At 66.0% G+C, this 24,703-nt stretch carries 19 protein-coding genes, 1 tRNA gene and 1 pseudogene; 8 read left to right on the forward strand and 13 right to left on the reverse strand.

The window, feature by feature from the left end:
• Positions 1–64: 64 nt before the first annotated feature.
• Positions 65–991: a phosphotransferase family protein gene (locus AC6I6S_RS08100; RefSeq protein WP_497949363.1), complete on the reverse strand. Its 927-nt coding sequence runs from the start codon at positions 989–991 to the stop codon at positions 65–67.
• Positions 992–1,154: 163 nt separating this feature from the next.
• Here AC6I6S_RS08100 and AC6I6S_RS08105 point away from each other — a divergent pair, with 163 nt between their 5' ends.
• Both AC6I6S_RS08105 and AC6I6S_RS08110 read left to right on the forward strand, forming a co-directional pair.
• Entirely contained in the window at positions 1,155–2,159 is a 1,005-nt protein-coding gene (locus AC6I6S_RS08105) for an asparaginase (protein WP_497949365.1), read from the forward strand.
• Positions 2,160–2,469: 310 nt separating this feature from the next.
• Complete coding sequence (locus tag AC6I6S_RS08110) at positions 2,470–3,564, forward strand: aminopeptidase (protein ID WP_497949366.1); 1,095 nt, start codon at positions 2,470–2,472, stop codon at positions 3,562–3,564.
• 92 nt (positions 3,565–3,656) lie between these two features.
• Here the strand turns inward: AC6I6S_RS08110 and AC6I6S_RS08115 are convergent, their stop codons facing one another.
• From AC6I6S_RS08115 to AC6I6S_RS08125, 3 genes are all read right to left on the reverse strand, one after another.
• The gene (locus tag AC6I6S_RS08115; protein WP_497949367.1) at positions 3,657–4,820 is read right to left on the reverse strand and encodes an acyl-CoA dehydrogenase family protein; all 1,164 of its coding nucleotides are present in this window, start codon (positions 4,818–4,820) and stop codon (positions 3,657–3,659) included.
• Between the two features lie 99 nt (positions 4,821–4,919).
• The gene (locus AC6I6S_RS08120; RefSeq protein ID WP_497949369.1) at positions 4,920–7,067 is read right to left on the reverse strand and encodes an oxidoreductase; all 2,148 of its coding nucleotides are present in this window, start codon (positions 7,065–7,067) and stop codon (positions 4,920–4,922) included.
• Positions 7,068–7,071: 4 nt separating this feature from the next.
• On the reverse strand, positions 7,072–7,926 hold the full coding sequence (locus tag AC6I6S_RS08125; protein ID WP_497949370.1) for an LLM class flavin-dependent oxidoreductase: 855 nt from the start codon (positions 7,924–7,926) through the stop codon (positions 7,072–7,074).
• Positions 7,927–8,177: 251 nt separating this feature from the next.
• Between AC6I6S_RS08125 and AC6I6S_RS08130 the strand changes: the two genes are divergently transcribed.
• Positions 8,178–9,335, forward strand: a complete 1,158-nt coding sequence (locus AC6I6S_RS08130; protein ID WP_497949372.1) for a PrnB family protein — start codon at positions 8,178–8,180, stop codon at positions 9,333–9,335.
• A 45-nt stretch (positions 9,336–9,380) separates the two neighbouring features.
• Here AC6I6S_RS08130 and AC6I6S_RS08135 read toward each other — a convergent pair.
• From AC6I6S_RS08135 to kynU, 3 genes and pseudogenes are all read right to left on the reverse strand, one after another.
• Positions 9,381–10,611: pseudogene (locus AC6I6S_RS08135) on the reverse strand (MFS transporter).
• Between the two features lie 222 nt (positions 10,612–10,833).
• Positions 10,834–12,576: a gamma-glutamyltransferase family protein gene (locus AC6I6S_RS08140; protein ID WP_497949373.1), complete on the reverse strand. Its 1,743-nt coding sequence runs from the start codon at positions 12,574–12,576 to the stop codon at positions 10,834–10,836.
• A 119-nt stretch (positions 12,577–12,695) separates the two neighbouring features.
• Positions 12,696–14,033: a kynureninase gene (kynU, locus tag AC6I6S_RS08145; protein WP_497949375.1), complete on the reverse strand. Its 1,338-nt coding sequence runs from the start codon at positions 14,031–14,033 to the stop codon at positions 12,696–12,698.
• Between the two features lie 87 nt (positions 14,034–14,120).
• Between kynU and lipP1 the strand changes: the two genes are divergently transcribed.
• A complete protein-coding gene (gene lipP1 / locus AC6I6S_RS08150; protein WP_497949377.1) occupies positions 14,121–15,068 on the forward strand; it encodes a LipP1 family hormone-sensitive lipase in 948 nt (315 codons plus the stop codon).
• A 39-nt stretch (positions 15,069–15,107) separates the two neighbouring features.
• Here the strand turns inward: lipP1 and AC6I6S_RS08155 are convergent.
• The 3 genes from AC6I6S_RS08155 to AC6I6S_RS08165 form a co-directional block, all read right to left on the reverse strand.
• A tRNA-OTHER gene (locus AC6I6S_RS08155) sits at positions 15,108–15,197 on the reverse strand.
• Between the two features lie 178 nt (positions 15,198–15,375).
• Entirely contained in the window at positions 15,376–15,810 is a 435-nt protein-coding gene (locus tag AC6I6S_RS08160) for a hypothetical protein (protein ID WP_497949379.1), read from the reverse strand.
• Positions 15,811–16,010: 200 nt separating this feature from the next.
• Complete coding sequence (locus tag AC6I6S_RS08165) at positions 16,011–16,745, reverse strand: hypothetical protein (protein ID WP_497949380.1); 735 nt, start codon at positions 16,743–16,745, stop codon at positions 16,011–16,013.
• A gap of 754 nt (positions 16,746–17,499) precedes the next feature.
• On the opposite strand from AC6I6S_RS08165, the gene AC6I6S_RS08170 reads away from it, so the two are divergent.
• Positions 17,500–19,332, forward strand: coding sequence for a helicase C-terminal domain-containing protein (locus AC6I6S_RS08170; RefSeq protein ID WP_497949382.1), 1,833 nt, complete (start codon positions 17,500–17,502; stop codon positions 19,330–19,332).
• Between the two features lie 152 nt (positions 19,333–19,484).
• On the opposite strand, the gene AC6I6S_RS08175 is transcribed toward AC6I6S_RS08170, so the two are convergent.
• Both AC6I6S_RS08175 and AC6I6S_RS08180 read right to left on the reverse strand, forming a co-directional pair.
• Complete coding sequence (locus AC6I6S_RS08175) at positions 19,485–20,648, reverse strand: class I SAM-dependent methyltransferase (protein WP_497949383.1); 1,164 nt, start codon at positions 20,646–20,648, stop codon at positions 19,485–19,487.
• Positions 20,641–21,780 (reverse strand): 60S ribosomal export protein NMD3, encoded by a 1,140-nt coding sequence (locus AC6I6S_RS08180; RefSeq protein ID WP_497949385.1) that lies wholly within the window; start codon positions 21,778–21,780, stop codon positions 20,641–20,643. The genes AC6I6S_RS08175 and AC6I6S_RS08180 overlap by 8 nt, the downstream gene beginning before the upstream one ends.
• A 461-nt stretch (positions 21,781–22,241) precedes the next feature.
• On the opposite strand from AC6I6S_RS08180, the gene htpX reads away from it, so the two are divergent.
• Positions 22,242–23,138: a zinc metalloprotease HtpX gene (gene htpX / locus AC6I6S_RS08185; protein WP_497949386.1), complete on the forward strand. Its 897-nt coding sequence runs from the start codon at positions 22,242–22,244 to the stop codon at positions 23,136–23,138.
• Between the two features lie 22 nt (positions 23,139–23,160).
• On the opposite strand, the gene AC6I6S_RS08190 is transcribed toward htpX, so the two are convergent.
• On the reverse strand, positions 23,161–23,556 hold the full coding sequence (locus AC6I6S_RS08190) for a hypothetical protein (RefSeq protein WP_497949388.1): 396 nt from the start codon (positions 23,554–23,556) through the stop codon (positions 23,161–23,163).
• Between the two features lie 223 nt (positions 23,557–23,779).
• Here AC6I6S_RS08190 and AC6I6S_RS08195 point away from each other — a divergent pair, with 223 nt between their 5' ends.
• The gene (locus tag AC6I6S_RS08195; protein ID WP_497949389.1) at positions 23,780–24,013 is read left to right on the forward strand and encodes an Lrp/AsnC ligand binding domain-containing protein; all 234 of its coding nucleotides are present in this window, start codon (positions 23,780–23,782) and stop codon (positions 24,011–24,013) included.
• A 66-nt stretch (positions 24,014–24,079) separates the two neighbouring features.
• Positions 24,080–24,685 (forward strand): PspA-associated protein PspAB, encoded by a 606-nt coding sequence (gene pspAB, locus AC6I6S_RS08200; RefSeq protein ID WP_497949391.1) that lies wholly within the window; start codon positions 24,080–24,082, stop codon positions 24,683–24,685.
• The last annotated feature ends 18 nt before the right edge of the window (positions 24,686–24,703 follow it).

The following is a 24,703-nucleotide window of genomic DNA, read 5'->3' on the forward strand; positions in this document are numbered from 1 at the left end:
GAGGGTGTTGATTCCGGCACGCGAGGCCGCGTTCGAATCCGCCCGGACCGTCCGTTCCGGTCGTCTATTCGCGCGCCCGTAGCGACTCGAGGCTCTCCCTGATGTTTTCGGCGAACAACTCTGCGCGGCGATCGGCCTCCCGGCGCTCCCACTGCGCCTGGAGGTAGAGCGAGCGGAGGTAGGTCGCGCCGAGGACGACCCGGTAGATCCCGGCCCGGCGGTCGAACCCGTCGGGAAGCGTCCCGACGGACTCGTACCCCTCGCGGAACGCCCGCCGCTCGACATCGCTGCCGGGGGCGTTCGCCCCGACGAACGTCGGTAGCGCACTCGCCCAGTAATCGTACTCGCCGTCGCCCGCCATCGCGTGCTCGAAGTCGATCACACAGGCGATCTCGTCCGCGTAAACCCCGACGTGCTCGAGCAGGTAGTTGCCGTGGATCAGGACCGGATCGCCCGCGCCGGCGAGCGCGTTCGGGCGCTCCCGGAGAAACGCGCTCACCTCCTCGGCCACGTCGGCGTAGCCGTAGGGCTCGAGGAACGACCGGCAGTCCGCGAGCAGCGCCCGGAGCGTCTCGGGCCAGCTCTCGCGGGCCTCGAGGACGATCCCCCCGCCCTCGCCCGCGTCGAAGTGACCCGTCGCTTCGAACGACGTCTCGCGGTGGAGCGTCGCCAGTCCGGCGCCCATCGCGCGGGCGCGGGCCGCGTCGAGCGTCGGCTCCTCGGGAACGCCGTCGTGCCAGGCGGCGACGAACCAGTCGGGACCGGACTCGAGTACCTCCGGTACCGGAACCGACGTCTCTCGCCGGACGTGCTCGATCACCTTCGCTTCGGTCGCCGGATCGGCCTCGGGGCCGCGCGCGAGCTTGCAGACGGCCCGCCGGCCGTCGACGACCACCTCGTAGACCGCGTGAGGCGGGACGGCGTGTAGTTCGCCCCGGGGCTCGTACTCCGCGGCGGTCGACTCGAGGATCGTGCGTACGTCTGTGGTCATGGTGATTCGCCGCGTCACGTGCGGCGACCGGCCGGAACCGACAACACGGCGCCGCCGCTCCGGCCGAGGAGAGAACGTATCAGTCCGACGGAAGCCGGCGAAATAACCGTACCGGTTTGCCGAACCACGGGAGACTACTGTCCCTCGAGTCGACCATCCGGTTATGCAGCCACGCGTGCGAATCCTGACCACCGGCGGAACGATCGCGAGCACCGGAGACGACGATGATCACGGAGGGAAGACGCCCTCGAAGGCGGGCGACGACCTCCTCGAGACGATTCCGACGATCGACGACCTGGCGACCGTCGAGATCGAGGACGTCTGCCAGGTGTCGGGCTTTCAGCTGACCCTCGAGCACGCCGCCGAACTGCTCGAGGCGGTCGACCGCGCGGAAGACGACGACGTCGACGGGGTGGTCGTCACCCACGGGACGGACACGATGGCCGAGTCGGCGTTTCTCGCCGAACTCGCCCGTGAGCTCCCGCTGCCGGTCGTCTTCACCGGCGCCCAGCGGTCGTTCGACCAGCCGGGCACCGACGGCCCGACCAACCTCGCGCTGGCGGTTCGCACCGCCGCTCACGGGCGGTTTCGGGACGCCGGCGGGAGCTACCTCGCGTTCAACGACACCGTCCACGCCGCCCGCTGGGTCGTGAAGGGCCACACCAGCCGGCTCGAGACCTTCGAGTCACCGGACGCGGGACCGGTCGCCGAACTGACGCCGGACGGGTTGCGCTTCCTCCGGGAACCGGGGCGGTACGCGCCGCGGATCGCGGGTGCGGAGGTGGCTTCCGACCTGCGCGTCGAACTCGTCACGAACGCGGCGGGCGTCGACGGTCGGCAGGTCGAGTCGGGACTCGAGGCCGGCGTCGACGGGTTCGTCCTCGCTGGAACCGGCCTGGGGAACGCGACGGCGGAACTGGGCGGGGCGCTCGAGTCGGCGCTCGAGGGCGGGGTGCCGGTGGTGCTCACCTCGCGGTGTCACGCCGGCACCACTGCCGGCGTCTACGGCGGGGCGGGCGGAGCGAAGACGCTGCTCGAGGCGGGTGCCATCGGCGGGGGCGACCTGCCGGCGTGGAAGGCGCGGCTGTTGTTGACCTGTGCGCTGTCGGCGGAAGGAGGGCTCGAGGGGGTTCGAGAGGTGTTCGAAGAAATTGACTCCGTTCCGTGAAAGAGCGGTCCTGTAGAAAAGTGTGATCAATGACGTGTTTTGGCAGCCCTGCTGGATAGGAAGCGCAAAAAAAACTTCGATGAAAAAGCCGGACGGCGAGGCCGAAGGCCGAGCCGTCCGGGAACCGCGCTCGCGTTTCTCGCGCGGAGACTGGTGGCGCGCTCATCCGCTGGTCGGTCACGTTGTTTCTGACGGATATTGGATGATTTGTCTACTGTGTGCTGAACGGAGGGCGTAAACGCGTCACCGCAAACGGAGCCCGATTCCGGCAGATATTGTCTTTTATAGTAGTTCATCAGAAGAGTGGTTTATGGAGGCCCCATTTCGAGAGCACGCCTCGGTTCTCGTCGATCACTGTCTTCAAGTAGAGGAGGGAGACGACGTGGTCATCGAGGCACCGCCAGTCGCTGAACCGCTCGTAGTGGCGCTCGCTGACGTTCTGGGAGAACGCGGCGCAAGTATGGTCGTCACCATGCAATCCGACCGGATTCGAGGGGCGTATCTCGAGGCCGTTGAGAACTCCTCGGTGCCGGAGCCAACGCCGATCGTCGCAGCTATCGAGGAAGCTGATGGGTTCATCGCGATACAGGGAACGAAGAACGCGGCCGAACTCGCCGGAACCCCGTCAGAGGCGAAAGCTGCGTACACGGAGGCGACGGCACCGGTCAGACAGGCGTATCTGGAGGGTGATTGGGTCGTGACTCAGTACCCAGCCCCCGGTGATGCACAGGCTGCGGAGATGTCTACGGCCGCCTATAGTGAGTTCATTGCCGACGCCGTCGCTCTCGATTGGGATCGACAGGTGACGGTCCAGCAGGCGTTGGCGGATCGGCTAGAGGAGGCTTCCGAGGTCCGCGTCCAGAGCAACGGAACGGACGTGACGTTTTCCGTCGAAGGAATGTCCGCAAACAACGGCGACGCTCGCAAAAACCTCCCCGGTGGTGAGGTTGCGACGGCCCCGGTACCGGATAGTACTGACGGCGAAGTCGTATTCGATGTACCCACTGTGGTCCAGGGGACGGTCGTCGAAAACGCGCGGTTGTCGTTCAGCGACGGCGAAGTCACTGAACTACACGCCGAAAAAGGAGAAGAGATTCTCGAATCGGTAGTTGCGACTGATGCTGGAAGCGCTCGACTCGGCGAGTTTGGAATCGGGATGAATCGATCGATCGATCGTCCCACCAGAAACGTTCTCATCGATGAGAAGATGGGGGATACAGTTCATCTCGCACTTGGACAATCGCTTCCAGGGACGGTAGGTTCGGGCATGGAAGGGAACGAAAGTGCTGTCCACGAAGATTTGCTCATCGACATGCGAGAGACCGGCTCGATCGAACTCGATGGAGAACTCGTCTACGAGGATGGCGCATTCGACTGGGAAGGCACTATCGGGGCAGGAAGATAGCGATCTATTCTGGGGACCATCTGCTCGTTAGTAGGCGCGCTCTTCTCTCGATTCTCGAGCACTTCACCGAAGTCGAAGCGCGGAACGCGACGTCACTCGAACGCCGCAATTCCCGTCAGATCCTGCCCGAGCACCAGCGTGTGGATGTCGTGGGTACCCTCGTAGGTGTAGACGGTTTCCATGTTGGCCATGTGACGCATCGGCGAGTAGTCGGTCGTAATCCCGTTACCGCCGAGCATCTCGCGGGCGATCCGGGACTGGTCGCGGGCCATCCGGACGTTGTTTCGCTTGGCCATCGAGACGTGCTGGGGTCGGAGGTCGCCGCGCTCTTTGAGCTCGGCGAGGCGGTAGGCCAGCAGCTGGGCGAGGGTGATCTGGGTCGCCATCTCCGCGAGCTTGTCCTGTTGGAGCTGGAACCGGCCGATCGGGCCGCCGAACTGCTCCCGATCGTTGGCGTACTGGCGGGCCTCCTCGAAGCAGTCTCGTGCCGCGCCGACCGCACCCCAGGCGATGCCATAGCGCGCCTGCGTGAGACACGACAGTGGTCCCTTCATTCCCTCAACGTTCGGTAAAACGTTCTCCTCGGGCACCCGGACGTCGTTCAGGCCGATCTCGCCGGTGATCGACGCCCGTAAGGAGAGCTTCTCGGTGATCTTGTTCGTCGAGACGCCGTCGCGGTCGGTCTCGACCAGAAAGCCCCGCACCGGATCGTCCTCGCTCGAGCGATCTTTCGCCCAGACCACCGCGACGTCCGAAATCGGGGAGTTGGTGATCCAGGTCTTCGAGCCGTTCAGCACGTACCCATCACTATCTCGTTCGGCGTGCGTTTCCATCCCGGACGGGTTCGAGCCGTGCTGCGGTTCGGTAAGCCCGAAACAGCCGACTGCTTCACCTTCCCCCAGCCTGGGAAGCCACTCCTCCTTCTGGTCCTCGCTGCCGAAGGCGTGAATCGGGTACATCACGAGCGCGCCCTGCACCGAGGCCATCGATCGCAATCCGGAGTCACAGGCCTCGAGTTCCTGCATCAACAGGCCGTAGGCGGTCTCGGAGACGCCGGGAGAGCCGTAGCCCTCGAGATTCGGCGCGTAAAAGCCCATCTCCCCCATCTCGGGGATGAGGGCGGTCGGGAACGTGCCGTTCTCGTAGTGGTCGCCGATGTCGGGACGCACCCGTTCCTCGACGAACTCGCGAGCCGTATCGCGGATCAGTCGTTCCTCTTCCTCGAGGTCTGCCTCGAGCGAGACGTAATCGAGCATGGTACACTCTGCGTCTGGCGGGGTGAAAAGGACTCCTATGCGTCGGCAAATTCTGCGACTCGCTCGCGGTCGGGTCGCCGACGGCCCCACTGGCCGCCGTCACCGACTGAACGTACAGAGGTCGGCCCGACCGGCGCCGACGAGCGTGTTCACCTCGTCGTAGGTCGTGACGTAGTTCGTCGACAGCACCGGCAGTCGAGTCTCGTTTCTGAACGTCTCCGTGAAGTCCGCGAGCACGGTCGGATCGTACCGCGGGCGCTCTTTGAACGTCGCCTGGCCGGCGACGATCGAGAGGAGGTCGCAGTCCCGGTCGGCCAGCATTCCCGCAACCTGCCTCGACTCGCTCGTCTTCAGTCCGCTGAGGTTCCAGTCGGTCGCCTGCAGCGCGGTTCCGAGGGGCTTTCCGTCCGGCCAGGCGTCACGGACGGCGTCGAACACCTCGAGGGGGTAGCGAGCGCGGTTCTCGAGGTCGCCGCCGTACTCGTCGTCGCGCTCGTTCGTGAGCGGCGAGAGGAACGACGAGAGCAGGTAGCCGTGGCCGGCGTGAAGCTGGACGTAGTCGAAGCCGGCCGTCTCGGCCAGCTCCGCCGATCGGACGAACGCCTCGCGGATCCGCTCGCAGTCGTCGCCGTCCATCGCCGTCGGGGTGCGCCCGCCGGGCGTGTAGGATTTCGCGGAGGGAGCGAACAGCTCCCAGCCCTCCTCGGCGGGGAGCGGCCGGTCGAGTCCGCGTTCTCGAGGCCGCATCGAGCCCCGCCGGCCGGCGTGAAACAGCTGGACCCCGACCGCCGTCTCGGTCCGGTCGTGAACGTCCGCGATGAGGTCGCTCCAGGCGTCGGCGTGGGACTCCTCGTACAGCCCCGGCGTTCCGGGCGAGATGCGCCCCGCCGGGGAGACCGCGACGGGGTCGGTCAGGAGCAGCCCCGGCCCGCGCTCGCCCTGTTCGCGCAGCCCCTCGAGGTACCCCGTCGAGGGAGCGCCGTCGGTCGCGGAGTGGGCCGGCGGACGCGTGAGCGTCAGGCGGTTGTCGACGGCGAGGTCGCGCAACTCGAGGGGCTGGAACAGCGGCGGTTTCGCGGCGACGGGTGCCGCGTCGGTGCCGGGGTTCGCCCCCAGCGCGTGCTGGAACCAGCGGTCGTACTCGTCGGCGAACTCGACGTCCCGAACTTTGAGGCTTTCATACGAGATCCGGCCGCTCCGGGTCAGCAGGTTGAACGCGAACCGCCGGGGCTCGAGGTGCCAGTAGCGTTCGACGTTCTCGAAGTACTGCTGGCTTCGCTCGGCGGCCTCCTGGAGGCCCTCGACGCGCGGCCGGCGCTCCTTCTCGTACCAGTTGAGCGCCGCCCCGACGTCGGTGCCGTGTTCGCGGACGCCCTCGAGGACGGCGATGGCGTCCTCCATCGCGAGTTTCGTCCCTGAGCCGATCGAGAAGTGGGCGGTGTGGGCGGCGTCGCCGACGAGGGCGACGTCGTCCCCCAGCGACCACGTCCGACAGGAGACGACGGGGAAGTTCCGCCAGGCGTAGAGCTTGCTCTCGAGGCTGTGGCCCTCGAGGTGGTCGGCGAAGAGGTCCTCGAAGTACGCGAGGGCGTCTTCCTCGTCCTTCTCGTCCATGCCGGCGTTTCGCCAGGTTTCCTCGGTGCACTCGACGATGAATGTGCTCTTGCGCCCCGGGTAGGCGTGGACCCGCCAGAGGCCGTGTTCGTTCTCCCGGAAGACGAACGTGAAGACGTCGAACGGCTTGTCGGTGCCGAACCAGGCGAACTTCGCGTTCCCCATGTTCACGGAGGGTTTGAACCCGTCCTCGTAGTGCTCGCGAACCGTGCTGTTGAGGCCGTCGGCGCCGATCAGCAGGTCGACCTCGCCCGCCAGTTCCTCGGGGTCGTCGACCGCGACCTCGTGGCGGAGGTCGACGCCGACCTCCCGGCAGCGCTCCTGGAGGATCCCCAGGAGATCCGAGCGCATGATGCCGGCGAAGCCGTGGCCGCCACACCGGAACCGCTCGTCATCGTAGTGGATATCGATGGGGTCCCAGCGGACGAACGCGTCGGTGATCCGCTCGTGGCTCTCGACGTCCGCCTCCCGCAGGTTCGAGAGCGTGGCGTCCGAGAAGACGACGCCCCAGCCGTAGGTGTTGTCGACAGGGTCGCGCTCGTGAACCGTGATCTCCCAGTCGGGGTACTCTTTTTTGAGCAGGAGGCTCGCGTACAGTCCGCCCGGCCCGCCGCCGACGACAGCGATCTCCATCCCGTCACCCCCACTCGTTTTCGATCACGGTTTCCAGTCGGTCGTACTGTTCCTCGTCGGCGACGGTCGGGAAGAGGATGAGTTCGTCACAGCCCGCGTCGGCGTACCCCCGGACACACTGCAGAACGTCCTGGGGGGTCGTCAGCAATCCTTCGGCGATCCGTTCGGCGAACGGCCCCGTGAACTCGTAGTAGTCGAGCAGGTACTCCCGGCCGCGCTCGGCAGCCTCCTCGCCCAGCGCGAAGTAGCCGTGGCCCCAGAGGGCGGGACCCCCAGGTCGGCCCGACTCCTGCCACGCCGCACGCGCCTGGTCGGCCTGTCTCTCGAACGCCCGCGGCGGGCCGCCGCCGTGGATGTAGCCGTCGGCGTAGCGGCCGACGCGCTGGAACGTCGGGTCGCTGTCCCCGCCGACCAGTAGCTGTGGCCCGCCGTCCTGTGCCGGCTCCGGCCCCATCTCGTCACCCTCCCAGTACGAGCGAAGCGCCGAGAGCTGTTTCGAGAAGCGACGCCCGCGGCTACCGTAGTCGACGCCCGCGGCCTCGTAGTCGTCCCGGCGCGCCCCGAGTGCCAGCCCGAGCGTGAGCCTGCCCCCCGAGAGCGCGTCGACCGTCGCCGCCTCCTTCGCCAACAGTGCATCGTTGCGAAGCGGTCCCGCCACGATCGAAGTCGCGAGCTGTATCTCCTCGGTGACGCCGGCACAGACCGCGAGCGTCGACAGCGGTTCGGTGCTTCCGTACAGGAGCCGATCGAACACACCGAGGCTCGTGAACGGTCCCTCGTCGGCCCGCCGCGCCCACGAGAGGAGCAGTTCTCGGTCCGCCCCCTCGAGCGTGTTCGGTAATCCGATTCCGACGTGCATGATACTCGGACCCTTGTGAGGGAATCACGTATACCTGTCGGTTATTCGAGAGTGAGAGCGGGGTTTCGGCCGATCCTATCGGACACGTTCAGCACTGTCCGGTTCCGAATGTACACTGGAACAACGGTTTGCGGGGTCGAGAACGCCCTCCCCCACTCAGCGACACAAACCGCCCCCGACGCCCATATATGTACACTGACGTGTCCGGCATGAGAGAAGTTTGAAGGGGATCGGCTCCGTACGCTGTGGTAATGGATCACACGAGCGGGGAGATCGTCTCGAGATACGGGATCGACGAGCGGCGCGGTTTTCTCCCCGGCGAGGACCCGCTGACCCAATTCGACACGACGCGCGGCGACGGTTCGGACGCGTATCTCCGCCGACTCGACGAACTCGGCGCGAGGCTGCCGGGGCTGCTCGACGAGGGCGACCTCAGGCCGCTCGTCGACGACCTCGAGACTCCGCCCGACGGGCTGCTCGAGGAACTCACCGACCGAGAAACCGTCCGGCTCTGTCTGCTCAGCGGCTTCCTCGCCAGCGGCTACGTCAATCGGATCGGGGCCGATCCCGTCGACCGGCTGCCCGCCGGCGCGGCCGTCCCGCTGTACCGAACCTCCCGGCGACTCGGACGGAAGCCGATCCTCTCCTACGACCTGCTCTGTCTGCACAACTTCCGGCGGCGCGACCCCGACGGGGGGCTGGTCCTCGAGAACCTCGAGACCGTCCAGCAGTTCACCGACCTCGAGGACGAGCGCTGGTTCGTCGTCGTCCACGTCGCCATCGAGGCCGCCGCCGGCCCGGCCCTGGTCGCCTGCGCTCGCGCCCAACAGGCGATCCGCGAGGACGATCCGGCCGCCCTCGAGACGGCCCTCGAGACGATCGCCGACTCCCTCGAGGCCCAGACGGCGATCATGCGCCGGATGACCGAGCGCAACGATCCGACCGCGTTCGCGACCGACTACCGCCCCTACTACAACGGCTTCGACGACCTCGTCTACGAGGGGGTGGGCAAACTCGAGGGCGCCCAGACCTACCGCGGCGGTTCGGGCGCCCAGAGCTGCGTGTTGCCGTCGATCGACGCCGCGCTGGGAATCGACCACGAGACGACGGAACTGATCGAGAAGCTCCTCGATATGCGCACGTACATGCCGGAGAAACACCGCACGGTCGTCGAGGCGTTCGACGCGGACGTCGACGTTCGCCCGTACGTCGCAGCGCAGGACGACGACGCGCTCGCGGCGGCGTTCAACCGGTGCATCGAGGAGTTACAGACGTTTCGGCTGGTCCACTTCGGCCAGGTCATCCAGTACATCCGGAAGGTAACGGGCGAGACGACCGGCACCGGCGGCACCGACTACATGTCCTTCCTCGGCGAGATGGAGGACGAAACCGGCTCTCACAAGGTGTGAGAACGAGCGGGGGCTCGCCGTCCGTCGGCGACGGAGCGGTCGGCGTCAGTAGCCGAGGCCGAACGCTCGGTTCGCAGCCAGGGCGAGAAACGAACCGGAGAGGAGGACGGCCAGGGTTCCGAAGGCGACCGCCCAGCCGAACGCGTCGGCGGTGAGGCCGACGCCGACCGAGCCGCTGGCGCCGAGGACCGTGTACACCGTTCGAACGAGACCGAACCCGGCGCCGCGCTCTTCTGCGGCGAGTGCGTCCATGAACCGCGGATCGATCGCCGCGAAGAAACTCGAGCCGACGCCCGTCAGGACGACGCCGGCGGCCATCGCGGGGAGCCCCGGGTTCAGTATGAGCAGCGGCAGGCCGACGGCCCCGGCGAGCATCGCGCTGGCGATCGCGACGTCCCGCCCGTGAGCGTCGGAGACGCGCCCGAGGACTATCTGGCTGCACGCCCTGACGACGAAGAAGACGGAGAACGCGACGCCGGCCGCAGTCAGCGTGTAGTCGTGAAACGCGACGAGAAAGGCGGGGAAAAACGACAGCAGCCCCTGTGCGACGTACGTTCCGGCGATCGCGACGAGGAGCGGGAACGCGATCCGCGGTCTGGAGACGAGTTCGACGAGCACGCTCGGCTCGAAGCGCTCTCGCATCGGCTCGTTCGGCCGCCGGGGTTCGGTCGAGCGGACCCGCCAGACGAACAGGGCGAAGATCGGGAGGCCGACGACCGCGGTCAGCGCGACGGCGGGGCGCCAGCCGAACCGGACGGCGACCCAGGCCGACGACCGCGGTCAGCGCGACGGCGGGGCGCCAGCCGAACCGGACGGCGACCCAGGCCGCCGAAATCGGCGCGACCAGCCCCGCCAGCGGGCCGCCGATCGAGTGGAACCCGACGGCGGTCCCGAGATCGTCGAACGTCCTGGAGAGCAGCGTCGTCGCGACCGCGTAGTGCAGTCCCGCGACGCCGCCGAGAACGATCGACCCGAGGACGAACGCGGCGAACACCGGCGACAGCGCGAGCAGGAGGCTCATCACCGTGGTGCCGCCGACGGCGAGCAGGATTATCGGTTTCTCCCCGTAGCGATCGGCGAGAACGCCGCTCGGAAACTGTGCGAGCCCGTACGCGAGCCACATTCCCGTCAGGGCGACCCCGATCAGCGCGTTCGAAATCTCGAAGTATGCGGTGATGGAGGGGACGATCTGGCTGATCGCCAGCCGTCCGAAGTAGGTGACGAAAAACGCCAGCAGACACATGAGGAGAACCGTGTACCGGTACTGCCAGTTCATCGGAGCGGATGCCCACGTAATCGACTCGAGCGGACGCGCATGAGGGTGGCGTTTCCGGCGAGATGGGCTCGTTCGTCGACGTACGGAGGGTGGTCCGCGATCGCTCGCTGTCGAGCGGCCGGCGACAGAACGAACCCTGCGCTGTCACTCGCAAAGTGCGCGACTGCGCGGCGCTAGTCCTCGTCGCTGCACCCGAGACGGGCGAATCACCCGACCGCCGTATCACTCCTCGTCCGGCCGGGAAACCCTGCCGTCGGCGGTCGAGATCCGGGGTTCGGCTCCGACCTGAATGCCGTCGTCGACGACGAGCATCGTCGCGGTGCCGACCGAGCCGGCTTCGACAACGTCGTGGCCGCGGTCCTCGAGTTCCCCGACGAGTTCGTCCGGATACTCGGGCTCCACCTCGACGGTGTTCTCGTAGTCGTAGGGGTACTGCGTCGACGGGAAGGCGGTGCTGACGAACCGGGGATGGGAAATCGCGTCCTGGGCCTCGAGGCCGAACTCGACGACGTGGAGGAACTGCTGGGTCTGACCCTGGGGCTGGGTGTCGACCCCCGTATTGCCGCCCAGGACGTGCGGCTGTCCGTCCCGGAGCGCCATGTAGGGGTTCGACGTGTGTCGCACCTTGTAGCCGGGAGTGAGTCGGTTTGGGTTGCCGTCCTCGACGGCGAGCATCCGCATCCGGTTGTTGATGTGGATCCCGGTGTCGCCGACCACGAGAAACTGTGCGCCCAGGCTGGTCGTTACCGCCGCCGCGTTGCCGTCCCCGTCGACGACGTGGAAGGTGGTGGTGTGGTCGGCGTCCGCCTCGACGGGCTCGAGCCCGGAGTCGATCGGCCACGCCCGCGCCTCGTCCATCTCGATCCGGTCGCGCTGCTCCGCCGCGTACGCCTCGGAGAGCAGGTCGTCGACCGGAACGTCGACCCGGTCGGGGTCGCCGACGTGATGGTAACGATCCGCGAACGCGAGTTTGATCGCCTCGATCTGGGCGTGGACGGTATCCGCGTCGTCGGACTCGAGGCCGGAGAAGTCGAACGCCGCCAGCTTCTGCAGCGCCAGCAGTTGCGTGATCCCCTGGCTGTTCGGCGGGTTCTGGTACACCTCGAGGTCGTCGTACTCGATCGAGATCGGCTCGACGATCTCGGCCTCGAACTCGTGAAAACCCTCGCGCGTGAGGTAGCCGCCGTGTTCCTCGGAGTAGTCAACGATCGCGTCGGCGATCGGTCCCCGATAAAAGAGATCTCTCGCGGCCTGAATCGCCTCGCTTCTGCCCTCCTCTTGGTGATCATCGTAGACACCGGCGAGCGACTCGAACGTCTCCGCCATCTCGCGCTGATAGACGGTGTCGCCCGCCTCGAGAACGTCGCCCTCTGGCGCGTAGATCGCGGCCGCGGCCGGCCGGTCGTCGATCTCGTCGGCCCCCCGCTCCAGCCAGCCCGCCATCTCCGGGCTGACGGGATAGCCTTCCCGGGCGAGTTCGATCGAGGGGGCGAGGACCGCCTCGAGGTCCAGCGAACCGTAGCGCTCGAGCCACAGCATCCAGCCGTCCCAGGCGCCGGGGACGATCGCCTGGTGGATCCCGTCGTCGCCCGCGCGATCTTCGAAATCCTCGGGCGTCGCCTCGGCGCCGACGGGGCCGACGCCGTCGAGACTCGTCACCGTCTCCTCGTCGGCGTCGTAATACAGCGCCCATGTCCCGCCGCCCAGCGCGGAGGAGAACCAGGGCTCGACGACGCTGAGCGCGCAGGCGACGGCGACGGCGGCGTCGGCGGCCGTTCCGCCCTCGGCGAGAACGTCGAACCCCGCGTCGGTGGCGAGGCGGTGCTGGGAGACGACCGCCGCGGAACCGTCTTCCTGGCGCTCTTCGATCCCGTCGTCCGATCCGCCGAGACAGCCGGCGGCACCGACGATGCCGACGCTCCCGGTTCCTGCCAGAAACTCCCGTCGACGGAGATGGCTGGTCATCGAACGCTGTACACCGACGCGCAGTAAATCGGTTGGGGCGTCTCGCCGATCCTGAAAGACACCTCGAGCGGAACGTTCGTCCGGCGGTCTTTCGCGTCTCGGCACCCGCAAAATCGCAACTACGTGACGCCGTCGCCCTGGCGCTCGTACGTCTCGTAGACCCCGTCGTCGACGATCTCCGCGATCGTCTCGACCACCGATCTGACGTCCTGGTAGCCGATGTACAGCGGGGCCGGACAGACCCGGATCACGTTCGGCGGCCGGAAGTCGACGACGACCCCCCGGTCCCGAAGCGCCTGGCTGATCCGGTAGGCCTCGGGGTGCTCGAGGGCGACGTGGCCGCCCCGTCGCTCCGGATCACGCGGCGTTCCGACGGAAACGCCGCGGTCGGCCAGGTGCTCGTCGGTGAGCGCGATGAGGTAGGACGTCAACTCGAGTGACTTCTCGCGGATCGCCTCGATTCCCGCGTCGCGGGTGATCTCGATCGCGCCCTCGAGCGGGGCCGCGCTGAACACCGGGATCGTCCCGATCTGCCAGGCGCCGGCGGTCTCGGCGGGCGTGTACTCGAGGTTCAGTTCGAACTGCGTCTCCTTGTGGTGCCCCCACCAGCCCGCCAGCGCGGGGGTGAGCCCGAAGTGGCGCTCGTTGACGTAGAGACCCGCAATAGCGCCCGGTCCGGCGTTCATGTACTTGTAGCCACACCAGACGGCGAAGTCGACGCCCAGTTCGGACAGGTCGTGCGGAACCGCGCCGATCGAGTGGGCGAGGTCGAAGCCGGCGAGGATCCCGCGCTCGTGGGCCGCCTCGGTGATACGCTCGAGATCGAGCAGTTGACCGCTGCGGTAGAGCACCGACGGCATGAAGACGATACCGACGTCCTCCGCGTCCATCGCCGCGATGACGTCGTCGGTTTCGATCGTGCGCCCGTCGCGGCTCTCGACGAGGTGGCAGTGCTCGTCGGGGTCGAGCCCGCGCTGGCGCAACTGCGCGCGGATCGCGTAGTGGTCGGTCGGAAAGTCGAGGTCGTTGACCAGGACGCCGCGGGCCGATCCCCGAACGTCACCCGCCTCGCCGCGCTCGATCGCATCGAGGAAGGTGCCGATCAGCGTGTGGATGTTGACCGTCGTCGAGTTGCCGACGACGACCTCCGCTTCGTGGACGCCGACCAGCGGCGCTAACTCGTCGCCGACGCGCTCGCCGTACCAGAACCACGGCGGCTCCGCGTCGGTCCACCCGCGGATGGCCAGGTCGCGCCACTCGTCGATCGCTCGCTCGAGGCTCGCCACTGCGGCGTCCGAAACCGGCCCCAGCGAGTTGCCGTCCATGTAGTGGGCGTCGGGGACGTCGAAGCGCTCCCGGAAGTCCGCGAGCGGGTCCGCCTCGTCGCGCTCGCGGGCGTAGTCGGCGTCCGTTCGGTGCTCGCGTGCCGTCGTCTCGTCGCCCGTACTCGAGTCCATGTTCGATGGTCACGGGGAATCTACACGAACGTTTCGGCACGACCGTGCCGCCGGTGGATTAACCTCCCCCTGGGACGACCGTGGGGTATGGCAGACGCGAGCGACCAACTCGATCCACAGCTTGCAGCGGTCGTCGAGGAGATCCAGGCGGCGGGGGTGCCGCCCTGGCACGCGATGGCCGTCGACAGCGCCCGGCGGGTCGAAGACGAGGTGTTTTCGGCGGGCGGCGGCCCGGAGATGCGCTCCGTGCGGAATCTGGAAATCGACGGCCCCCGCGGTCCGATTCCGATCCGCGCCTACCGCCCCGACGCCGAAAACCCGCCCACGGTCGTCTTCTACCACGGCGGCGGCTGGACCCTCGGCACCCTCGATTCCGCCGACGACATCTGCCGCGAGATTGCGGCGCGGTCGGGCAGCCTCGTCTGCTCGGTCGACTACCGCCTCGCGCCCGAACACCCGTTTCCCGCGCCCCTCGACGACGCCCACGCGGCCCTCGAGTGGGCCGCGGAGTACGCCGACAGCCTCGGCGGCGACCCCGACCGCCTCGCCGTCGCGGGCACCAGCGCCGGCGGCAACCTGGCGGCCGCGACCGCCCTACGGGTGCGCCCGGACGGCCCCGACGAGACGATTCTGCTGGCGGGGCAGTTCCTGCTGTACCCGATCACCGACCGCGCCTTCGACACCGACTCCTACCGCGAGCACGGCGACGGCCCGCTGCTCACTGAGGCCGACATGCGCTGGTTCTGGGAGCAGTACCTCCGGAGCCCCGTCGACGCCTCGAACCCCTTCGCCACCGTGCTCCACGCCCCCGACTGCGCCGGCGTCGCCCCGGCGACGGTGCTCACGGGCGGCTACGACGTGCTCCGCGACGAGGGTGCGGCGTACGCGGATCGACTCGAGGCGGACGGCGTGGCGGTCCACCACGCCCACTACCCTTCACTCGCCCACGGCTTCTTGAGCCTGACCGACGACGTCGAGGCGGCCGACGCGGCGATGGACGATTTGGCGGATCGGATGCGGGCGACGCTCGAGTAGCGGTCGACCGAATTGGTCACGCGTTTTCAAAAAGCGAAACGGAAGGGGTGGGATTCGAACGCCACGAGGCCGGATGGCCTCCGCGGGCCACGAGGGCGCCACGGTGCTCTTCCGCTGAGCGACCCTTCCTCACTCGAGTCCGTCGGGCGGGTTCGTATTCGTAATCGGCTGCCTACCGGCCCGGTAGGGGGTGGTTTCGAGGCCGATCGAAGCGGTGTGTTGACCACCATAGACCCGGCGCTACTGGCCCGTTTCGACCGCATCAAAGAGGAGGTTCGCTACCGGGGCCGACGTGGCGAACGGGTCGTTAGCACTTGTACCACTGCTCGAGCGTTCCGTCGTCGGTGAGCGTGAGGCCGATATCCTCGTTGCAGTCGAACTCCGGACCCAGATCCGGGTCGTACTCCCACTGCGCTGCATCACCCGCGGGAGTGAACGCGTGAACAGTCGCGGGAGTGGTTTCGATACGTCCGCTGGAAACGAGACTGTCCGGACCGGGGGTGAAAACCCGGCTGAAGAGCGTCTCGCCGTCGCCGTCTTCGACTCGAACGGCGATTTCGGCGAGGTCGGCTGTCTGGTTCTCCACTGCGACCTCGATCGTGTCGCGCTCTTCCGATTCGCCGGGCGAAACGGCGCTACACCCGGCGGTGACGGCGGATGCCGAGAGCCCGACGAGCGCGAGGAACTCCCGTCTCGAGCGGCCTTTTCTAAATGCCGAAAGCAACAGATTTTCTGAGTTCATGAGTGTAATTACTACTTAGTGGGGGTATTTGAGTATATGAGTCAATGAATTGGATCGGAACCAAACGCGTCTTCATAGTCTACTCTAAGACTATTTCCAGCAAGGTCGGTTTGGAAGTCCTGACTGTCAGTGTAAGTTGAAGCACTAACGGATATCGACCACGGATATCCAACAGAAACACTGTTTATTTCACCTCCGTTTCAAGTGAATTTATATGAAGAATTAACACTATCCCCGTCTGAATAGTCATCACCCGTTTGAAGATATACGCCGGCTTCTTCTGTTTTAGACCATTCCCAGTTACCACCAGTATATCCAGAATCTGCAGCGATCCCGAAACAATCCACTCTAAAACCAACCCCCTCATAATTCCAACTCCCATTATCCCATGACACGTTGTCATCGCCCACTGTAGAACTCGGTGGATCGTCACGGTCCTCTAACTTCCAGTGATCTCGCTCCCACATGATACCCGCACCATCTACCGGATTGCTTGGCCCATTAATCGTCATACTATAATCGTAGTTGTATGTGTATTGGTATCGCATGGACAGACCAGCATAATATCTATTGTGTTCCGAATCATAACTAAAACTTAACGTGCAATCAATATCTCCGTCACACTTATCCGGTTCAACACAGTAGTCGCCAGGTCCGGTTCCATCTTGGCTACCTGGCCTGTTATTTTCATATGTGCTGCCAATCAGTCGTTTGTATCCCGTTGGAATTCCATGGTTCTCAAGGTATTTAACTCTCTGATCTGGTCCAGCATTGTCGTGGATTTTTCGTGCCTGAAGGATATGCTGTTCAAATTCGTACTTTGACATCTTCCCATCAGAAGCTGCAACGGACCCTGCAACCAAACTACTTGCTCCGATAGAAGCGGCCGTTTTCAGTACTTTGCGACGATAGGCATGCCCATCATTATCAGACATTGTGATGAGTAAGTATCGAGTTTCGGGAGAATGTTACCCTTCATACAGTTTCGTTTTATGGGCACTGTCTAGTTTCTTGACCCCTCACGTTGGCCAATTGTCAGTTTCGCCAGTGACAGCAAACACTGTTATACAGGTCTCAGACGTATGGTCTTCACCAAAAGGGGGCGTTGCAGAACACGCCAGGGTCGGCGCCCATGTCTGGTGGTTCTGGCGTGAGAGCAAGACTCGTACCTTCCATGCAGGCCAAATGAGCCGCTACCGCGTCCTGTAACGCCCAATCTTGTATACGCCTTCAGTTCGTTTAGCCTCATCGCTGCCGCACGTCAGCGAATCCAGTATATAAAGGTGCGAAGTCGAGTCAACTAGACAGTGCCGTTTTATGAATATCACCCAAAGACATATTAAAAACCTCTGATGAATCACTAGACTGCGGCGGCCCACCGTAGAAGATTACGTTACTCGGGGCATCACGCAGGAATGAACGTGACCGCAACCGCGAGGAATTTAATAGTGACGGACTAACAGGCCCGAGTACAGGGTGATAGCGAGGCCTACAACTCGGCGCAGTATGGTGATCCACCAGAGCCATTGAAAGCGTTATTCAACATAACGGAAATTGTTAGTATGGTGTTTGATACTATGTTTTCATCTCCCAGATTTCTCTGGGAGTTTCATGAATATTAGTTGACGTAGCTTATATCCTGATACTACTCCATAGCTTTTAGGGCTCGGCCGCCCCCTGCTGTGAACAGTGAACCCCGAGCGGATCTTCGACGCCTTCCCCGCCCCCAGCTACCGCGGCGCCCAGGAGCAAGCGCTCGCCGACATCCGCGACGCCTTCCTCGAGGGAAACGACGTCGTCCTCGTCCGTGCGCCGACCGGCAGCGGCAAGTCCCTGCTGGCGCGGGCGGTCGCCGGCTGCGCCCGCAGCGCGGAGGAAGCCGAACCCAGCGACGCCTCGGGCGCGTACTACACCACCCCGCAGGTGTCCCAGCTCGACGACGTCGCGGGCGACGCCCTCCTACAGGATCTCAACATCATCCGCGGGAAGTCGAACTACACCTGCATCCTCCCCGGCGAACTCGACACGCCGGTCAACCAGGCTCCCTGTGTGCGAGAGCGGGGGTACGACTGCGCGGTGCAACACCGCTGTCCGTACTTCTCCGATCGCGCGATCGCCTCCAACCGGGAGATTGCAGCGATGACGCTTGCGTACTTCATGCAGACCGCTGGCAGCGAGGTCTTTCGCAAACGGGACGTCGCCGTGATCGACGAGGCCCACGGGCTCGCCGAGTGGGCCGAGATGTACGCGACGATCCAGTTGGGACCGCGAACGGTGCCGTTCTGGGACGAGTTGCGGGTGCCACAAGTGGAGGGGATCGACCGGGCTGCCCGCTACGCCGAAAACCTGGCAGGGACCTGCGAGCGCCGCAAGGACGACCTGCTCGCGAGCGATCAGCTTTCGCCCGCCGAGGTCCGCGAGCGCGACCGCCTCCAGGAGCTGATCGGCGAACTCGACTGGTTCGTAAGCGACTACCGCGACCCGGAGAGCCCGACGACCTGGCTGGTCGACCAGTCCGAGGCGACGGGGGCTCGAGGCGGTGACGACCAAGACACCGACGACGAGAGCGCAGAACCGGCCGGAGGCCCCCTCACGATCAAACCGATGAACCCAGAGCGGTACCTTCACCACACCGTCTGGGACCGGGGCAACAAGTTCGCGCTGCTCTCGGCGACCATCCTCAACAAGGACGCCTTCTGCCGGCACGTCGGCCTCGAGCCCTCCCGCGTCGCCCTGGTCGACGTCGCCCACACGTTCCCCGTCGAGAACCGTCCGCTGTACGACGTCACTCAGGGGAAGATGACCTTCGAGCAGCGCTCGGAGACGGTGCCGAAGATCGCCCGCACCATCGTCCGGATCATGCAGGAACACCCCGACGAGAAGGGGTTGATCCACGCCCACTCCTACGACATCCAGGAACAGCTCGCGGAGCTACTCGCCGACTTCGGCGTCGGCGACCGGGTCCGGACCCACACCCGCGACGACCGCGACGCCGACCTCGAGGCCTGGAAGGCCAGTTCGGGGTCGGACGTGTTCGTCTCCGTGAAAATGGAGGAGGCGCTCGACCTGAAGGGCGACCTCTGTCGGTGGCAGGTGCTCTGCAAGGCGCCGTTCCTCAACACGAGCGATTCGCGGGTGGCCCACCGTCTCGAGGAGGGCCAGTGGGCGTGGTACTACCGCGCCGCCCTGCGCACCGTGATCCAGGCCTGCGGCCGCGTGATACGGGCGCCCGACGACTACGGGGCGACCTATCTCGCGGACTCGAGCCTGCTCGACCTGTTCGAGCGCGCCCGCACGGACATGCCCGACTGGTTTTCGGCACAGGTAGATAGGCTCTCGGAGCCCGAGCTACCGGCGTTCGAGCCGAGTGCAGCAGCCGGAACTCAACGAGGGAGCGGCCGGCGGCGAGCCAACTCCGGAAGCGGCGGAGCGCCGACGGACGCCGGTTCGAGGGAGCGGCGTCGACACCGACGGTCTTCGCGCTCGAGCCCACTGGCGGACGTCTGGGACACCGATGGCTAGCCCCTCCGAGCGGTGGCCGGGAGTTAGAACAGGGACATAGCGCCCCAAGCTACCATCGACGACATCATCAGGAACGCAAAGAGCAGCGCGATGATCTGATTCTTGTCCATTGGATCCGGTTTGTCGGCCGGGAAGTATGAATGTTCGGAGGCTCACTCGACGCGAACGTCCACGACGACGTGGGCGACGCCCGCGCTATGGCTTTTGACCCGGCGGCGCTCGAGCACCTCGAACGACCGTCCGGCGTCGCCGACCGCGGCCTCGAGTCGCTCGAGCGGCCGCTCCCACAGGCGCGACTCCGGCGTCGCCTCGTGGTAGTGGATCACCCCGCCCTCGGGGAGGGCCTCGAGAGCGGCGGGGAGAAACTCGTGGGCTTCGTCCGCGCGGCCGGTCCCTCCCTCGGCGTCGGCTCCATCCCCACTACCGTAGTAACCCATCACGACACGCTCGGCCTCGATCTCGCCAGCGAGGTCGCGGCAGTCGCTCGTATAGGCGTCCACTCGGTCGGAAACGTCGTTCAGCATCGCGTTCTCGAGTAGATAGCGAAACGCGGTCGGGTTGATCTCCGTGGCGGTGACGGTCGCCCCCGCCCGCGCCATCGGGAGGGTGAAGTAGCCGATGCCGGCGAACATGTCGAACACCCGCTCGCCGGGGGAGACGACCTCGCCCATCCGTGCGCGCTCGGCCTGGTTTCCCGGCGAGAACATCACCTCGGCGGGGTCGAGACCGTACCGCGTGCCGTGTTCGACGTGGATCGTCTCGGTGTTCGTCGATCCCGCGAGGTGGCGCGTCTTCGGCCGCCGGTAGGTGCCCGCCTCGCCCTCGTTTTCGATCCCCTCGTCGGCGAGGACGCTCTCGGCTTCGCCGTGAAGTTCGAGCAAGGCGTCGCCGACGTCGCGGGCCAGTTCCTCGGAGAGCCCGTCGGGGATCGAGACGAGGACGACCGAGCCGATCACCGCCCAGGAGGCCGGCGCGGCCGCGAGTTCGTCGTCGCTCCACCCCCGCTCCGTGAGGTAGTCCGCGAGGTCGCGACTCCGTCGCTCGGGATCGATCTGGCGAACGACCTCGAGCACGCGCGTCTCCGCCGGCGGTTCGCGGACCGGGAGCGCGACCGTTTCGGGGCCGTACTCCCGGACGCGCCTCGAGTCGTCGTAGACGTCCTCCTCTCGCAACGCGGCGATGACGGCTTCGGAACGGGGTTTCTCGACGACTGCGGCCAGCGGCTGGTCGGCCGGCGCAGCGTCGCCTTCGGCGTCTGCGGGCGCCTCCTCGCCCGTCGCGAGTTCGTCGTCACGTCCCTCGAGGTCGTCACTCATCCTCGGGCAGAATGTGGAGACCGGCGCGGCTCTTGAGGACCGGAACCGTGTCGGCGTCGGGGTCGAAGTAGTCCGGTCGGGCGACCGTTTTTGCCTGGTAGGTTTCGGGATCTAACACCTGGACGGCGCGGTCGTCCTCGACGGTGACGACCGTGGTTTCGACCGCGTCATCGCGCTCGCCGAGCTTTCGCGCCTCGGGGGAGATCCCCTCCTCGTAGCTGGCCTCGTAGCGGTCGCCGGTCGTGAGTCGCGTCCCCTTGAGGTTGCCGCGGGCGCTCCGGACGAGGATCGGCCCGTCGTCGTCGGCCTCGTCGGCCAGGTCGATCACGTCGCCGGGGGTGTACGGCGGGAGCCGGACTGCGAAGGTTACCCGGTAGACGCCGTTGCCGTCTTCGTCCTCCGTGACGAGGGTTTCGGCGTCGTTCACGCTGCCGCCGAACTCCTCGACCATCTTGTTCGCGATCTTCTTGCCGATCTTGTTGGTCGACACCTTCATGTTGAGACCGTCCGGCGTCTCCGTCGTCTCCGTCACGAAGGCGTTCCGGTCACCCGTCGCCTCCATGTCGGCGACGACCCGGTCCGCGATGGTCTTCGCTCGCTCGATCTCCTCGGACGTCGGGGTACGGTCCTCCTCGGCGCGGATCTGGACGATGCTGGCGTAGTAGTCGCCAGAGATCCGGCCGCAGCGGGTACACGTCTGGCGGGCGAGTCGGACGGGAACCGTTACCTGCTCTTCGACCGGCGTCCCGCGAACGGTTCCGGTGAAGTAACAGTGCATCCGGATCGTGTTCGGGTCGATCTGCTCGGGTTCGACCTGCCAGGCGACGTCGTCGACGTCGACGTGGATCGAGAGCGCCTCGCTCACCTCCTCGACGGCGACGTCGGTGTAATCGTCGGCGCCGACGTCGACCCATCGGTTCCCCCGGTAGACCGCGCCACACTCCGCACAGACCCGGACGTCGATCCGCTCGGGGGCGTCGATGAAGTCGAAGCCCTCGAAGTAGCAGGCGTCACAGAGGTCGACCTCGGCACCCGGTCGGAGCGGATCGGCCGCGCTCGCAGACGCGTCGCTCGCCTCCCGTTCGGGGACGGGATCACCACAGCGGGGACAGAACGCACGCGAATCAGTCATCGCCCACACGTTTGTGACTGAGCGAGTTAAGCGGCCCGTTCGCGGCCTCGAGTCGAGCGGCGGCGTCCCACGGTCGGGTCGCCACGACGGCGTCGATTCGAACTCGCGTCGTATTCTCACAGACTGAGAACTCCACGCGAAACGAGGGGGTTGCAGGACCGGTGACTCGAGAACGGATACTCGTAGGCCCCACGCCCAAACAACACGCACAGGCCCTGAAACACCCCTCTGTGGCCTGTCGGTGCCTCGTCGAATCTACTCGAGGAAATCGTAGCACGGCGCCGTCCGACGGACGTCAGACATTCTCTAAAAATTGAATGTCAGACGTCGACACGTCCGGCGAACTCCATGCGAAACGAGGGGGTTGTGAGAGTCGCGGGATCGGTCGCGGTTCGAGATGAAACGGTCGTCGTCGCGTTCGGCCGGCGACATTTATCAGTTCCGGGCGCCTCGAGTCACGTATGGACTGGCAACCGGACTGGGGGCTGCGCGGGCGGATGGTCCTCACGATGTTTCTGTTGTTCGCGGTGTACCTGTTGTTCGTCGTCGCGCTGGTCGAGGTGTTCGGCGGGAGTCTGCTTCTCGTCGCCCTGCTGCTCGGTAGCTTCTCGCTGGTTCAGTTCTTCTTCAGCGATCGGCTGACGCTGTGGAGCATGGGCGCGAAAAAGGTCGACGAGAGCGAGTACCCCCAGCTTCACGCCGCGATCGACCGGCTGGCCCAGCAGGCCGACCTCCCGAAGCCGACGGTCGCCGTGGTGGACTCGAAAGTGCCGAACGCGTTCGCGACGGGGCGCTCGCCCAACAGCGCCGCCGTCGCCGTGACGACCGGCCTCCTTCGGACCCTCGACAGGGACGAACTCGACGGGGTGCTCGCCCACGAACTCGCCCACGTCAAGAACCGCGACATGGCGGTGATGACCATCGCGTCGTTCCTCTCGACGGTCGCGTTCCTGATCGTGCGCTTCGGCTCGAGAACCATGTTCTACACCGGCGGCGGTCGCGGCCGCGGCGGGAAGGGCGCGGCTGGCATTCTGGCGGCGATCCTCATCTCGCTGCTCGTCTGGATCATCAGCTACATCCTGATCCGGGCGCTCTCGCGCTACCGCGAGTTCGCCGCCGACCGCGGCGCCGCGGCGATCACGGGGAACCCGAGCGCGCTCGCCTCCGCACTCATGACGATCTCCGGCGAGGTCGACAAGGTGCCCGACGAGGACCTCCGCGAGGAGGCCGAGATGAACGCCTTCTTCATCATCCCGCTGAAGTCCGGCGTCGTCGGCCGACTGTTCTCGACGCATCCCTCGACCGAGCGCCGCGTCGAACAGCTCCGGGAACTCGAGCGGGAGATGGCGACCTCCTGACGGTGTGGCGCAGTCGGAGCGTTCATCCCTCGAACGGTTCGGTCGAGAAGTCGATGCCGGTGTCCTCGAGCACGGCGTAGAGGATTCCGGCTCCTTCCGAGACGTCCCACCGGTAGTCGTTGCGGCGGTCGTCGGTCGTTATTTCGACGACGTAACTGTCTCCGACGTCCACCACTCCCGACTCCCTGGTACCGGGCTCATCGCCGTCGACCGGGGAGAGTTCGTACTCCTCGGACAGAACGACGGCCCCGTCGCCGTCCCTGATCCCCGCTCGCACGCGCTGGTCGGCGTCCGTTCGGTTCCGTATCCAGAGCGTGCCTTCGTCCGGCGTCTGCGGAAGCTGCTGCGTCGCCCCGCACCCGGAGAACAGCGAAGCGGAGCCGACGGCAGCCGAGGTCAGAAGATGGCGGCGATTCACGGTCGAACCTGTCTCCGGCCGATCAAATAGCTTCGGGCGCCACCGGAACCGTTTCGCGACAGTAGTCGGTGAAACGAGTTCCACCCGGTCACAGCCGAGCGGCCAGCTCGTCCTCAGCAACGAGGCTGGTCGCGATGATCGTGACCGGGCGTGCACTGACGTTCAACGCCTACTATAGGCCCCACCCCGCTCTGTTAACCGCCTCCAGCGCGTAGAACCTGTGATGGTCAGAGCGTTCACGCTGGTAACCTGTGCCGCCGGGACCTCCGGCGAGACGTGCGCCCAGTTTCGAGACGTCGACGGCGTCGTCGAGGCCCACGTCGTCGCTGGCGAGTTCGACGTCATCGCCGAACTCGAGGCACCCGACGTTCACTCGCTGTTGCGAACCGTGACGGGGGAGATCCGCTCGCGCGAGGACGTCGGCACGACGCGGACGTACGTCTGCCAGGACGAGTAGCGGCGACGTTTCCGAGGACGCGACGAAATGGAACGATTCTAAGGGATCGGTCACGTCGTTTCAGCTATGGGACTACTGGACGGACTCCGCGCCGTCCTCGGGGTACGCGCGGAATCGGACGCCAGACGCGACGCCGACCCCGACGATCTGTTCGGGATGAGCACCGCCTACCTCACGATGGAGGCCGACCTCGGCTACGACTCCGTCGGCGCGGGCGCGCTCTGTTTCGCCGGCGTCGACTCGAGCAGCTTTCGCGACGCCGTGAACGAGGTCGAGGCGATCCTCGAGGCGGGTCGCGAGGACACCGGCACCGACTTCGAGATCGCCGAGGACGACCACGGCTACCACTGGGTGATCCTCCGGGAGAGCGACCCCGAGGACCTCATCACGAGCATGCACTTCGCGGCGGACACGTTCATCGAGCACGGCTACGGCTCGCGGCTGCTCGCGGCGGTGTTCGGCTACGAAAGCGAGAGCGGGCCGGCGTACTGGATCTACTCCTTCCGCCGGGGTGCGTTCTACCCGTTCGCCCCCCGTCAGGGCCGGGAGCGCGACTCGAGCGCGGAGTTCAAACTCGAGTCCGTCCTCGACGGCGAACTCGATATCGAGTCCGAGAAGGACCACTGGTATCCGCTGTGGCCGAGCGAGTCCGGCCGACATCCGTGGGAGTAGCCGGCGGTCGCCCGGTCG

The organism is Natrononativus sp. DTA114, assembly GCF_059736515.1.

Excerpts from the sequence above, each read along its gene's own strand:
- AC6I6S_RS08100 (WP_497949363.1), bottom strand. The coding sequence starts at position 991 with ATGACCACAGACGTACGCACGATCCTCGAGTCGACCGCCGCGGAGTAC.
- AC6I6S_RS08105 (WP_497949365.1), top strand. The coding sequence starts at position 1,155 with ATGCAGCCACGCGTGCGAATCCTGACCACCGGCGGAACGATCGCGAGC.
- AC6I6S_RS08110 (WP_497949366.1), top strand. The coding sequence starts at position 2,470 with ATGGAGGCCCCATTTCGAGAGCACGCCTCGGTTCTCGTCGATCACTGT.
- AC6I6S_RS08115 (WP_497949367.1), bottom strand. The coding sequence starts at position 4,820 with ATGCTCGATTACGTCTCGCTCGAGGCAGACCTCGAGGAAGAGGAACGA.
- AC6I6S_RS08120 (WP_497949369.1), bottom strand. The coding sequence starts at position 7,067 with ATGGAGATCGCTGTCGTCGGCGGCGGGCCGGGCGGACTGTACGCGAGC.
- AC6I6S_RS08125 (WP_497949370.1), bottom strand. The coding sequence starts at position 7,926 with ATGCACGTCGGAATCGGATTACCGAACACGCTCGAGGGGGCGGACCGA.
- AC6I6S_RS08130 (WP_497949372.1), top strand. The coding sequence starts at position 8,178 with ATGGATCACACGAGCGGGGAGATCGTCTCGAGATACGGGATCGACGAG.
- AC6I6S_RS08140 (WP_497949373.1), bottom strand. The coding sequence starts at position 12,576 with ATGACCAGCCATCTCCGTCGACGGGAGTTTCTGGCAGGAACCGGGAGC.
- kynU (WP_497949375.1), bottom strand. The coding sequence starts at position 14,033 with ATGGACTCGAGTACGGGCGACGAGACGACGGCACGCGAGCACCGAACG.
- lipP1 (WP_497949377.1), top strand. The coding sequence starts at position 14,121 with ATGGCAGACGCGAGCGACCAACTCGATCCACAGCTTGCAGCGGTCGTC.
- AC6I6S_RS08160 (WP_497949379.1), bottom strand. The coding sequence starts at position 15,810 with ATGAACTCAGAAAATCTGTTGCTTTCGGCATTTAGAAAAGGCCGCTCG.
- AC6I6S_RS08165 (WP_497949380.1), bottom strand. The coding sequence starts at position 16,745 with ATGTCTGATAATGATGGGCATGCCTATCGTCGCAAAGTACTGAAAACG.
- AC6I6S_RS08175 (WP_497949383.1), bottom strand. The coding sequence starts at position 20,648 with ATGAGTGACGACCTCGAGGGACGTGACGACGAACTCGCGACGGGCGAG.
- AC6I6S_RS08180 (WP_497949385.1), bottom strand. The coding sequence starts at position 21,780 with ATGACTGATTCGCGTGCGTTCTGTCCCCGCTGTGGTGATCCCGTCCCC.
- htpX (WP_497949386.1), top strand. The coding sequence starts at position 22,242 with ATGGACTGGCAACCGGACTGGGGGCTGCGCGGGCGGATGGTCCTCACG.
- AC6I6S_RS08195 (WP_497949389.1), top strand. The coding sequence starts at position 23,780 with ATGGTCAGAGCGTTCACGCTGGTAACCTGTGCCGCCGGGACCTCCGGC.
- pspAB (WP_497949391.1), top strand. The coding sequence starts at position 24,080 with ATGGGACTACTGGACGGACTCCGCGCCGTCCTCGGGGTACGCGCGGAA.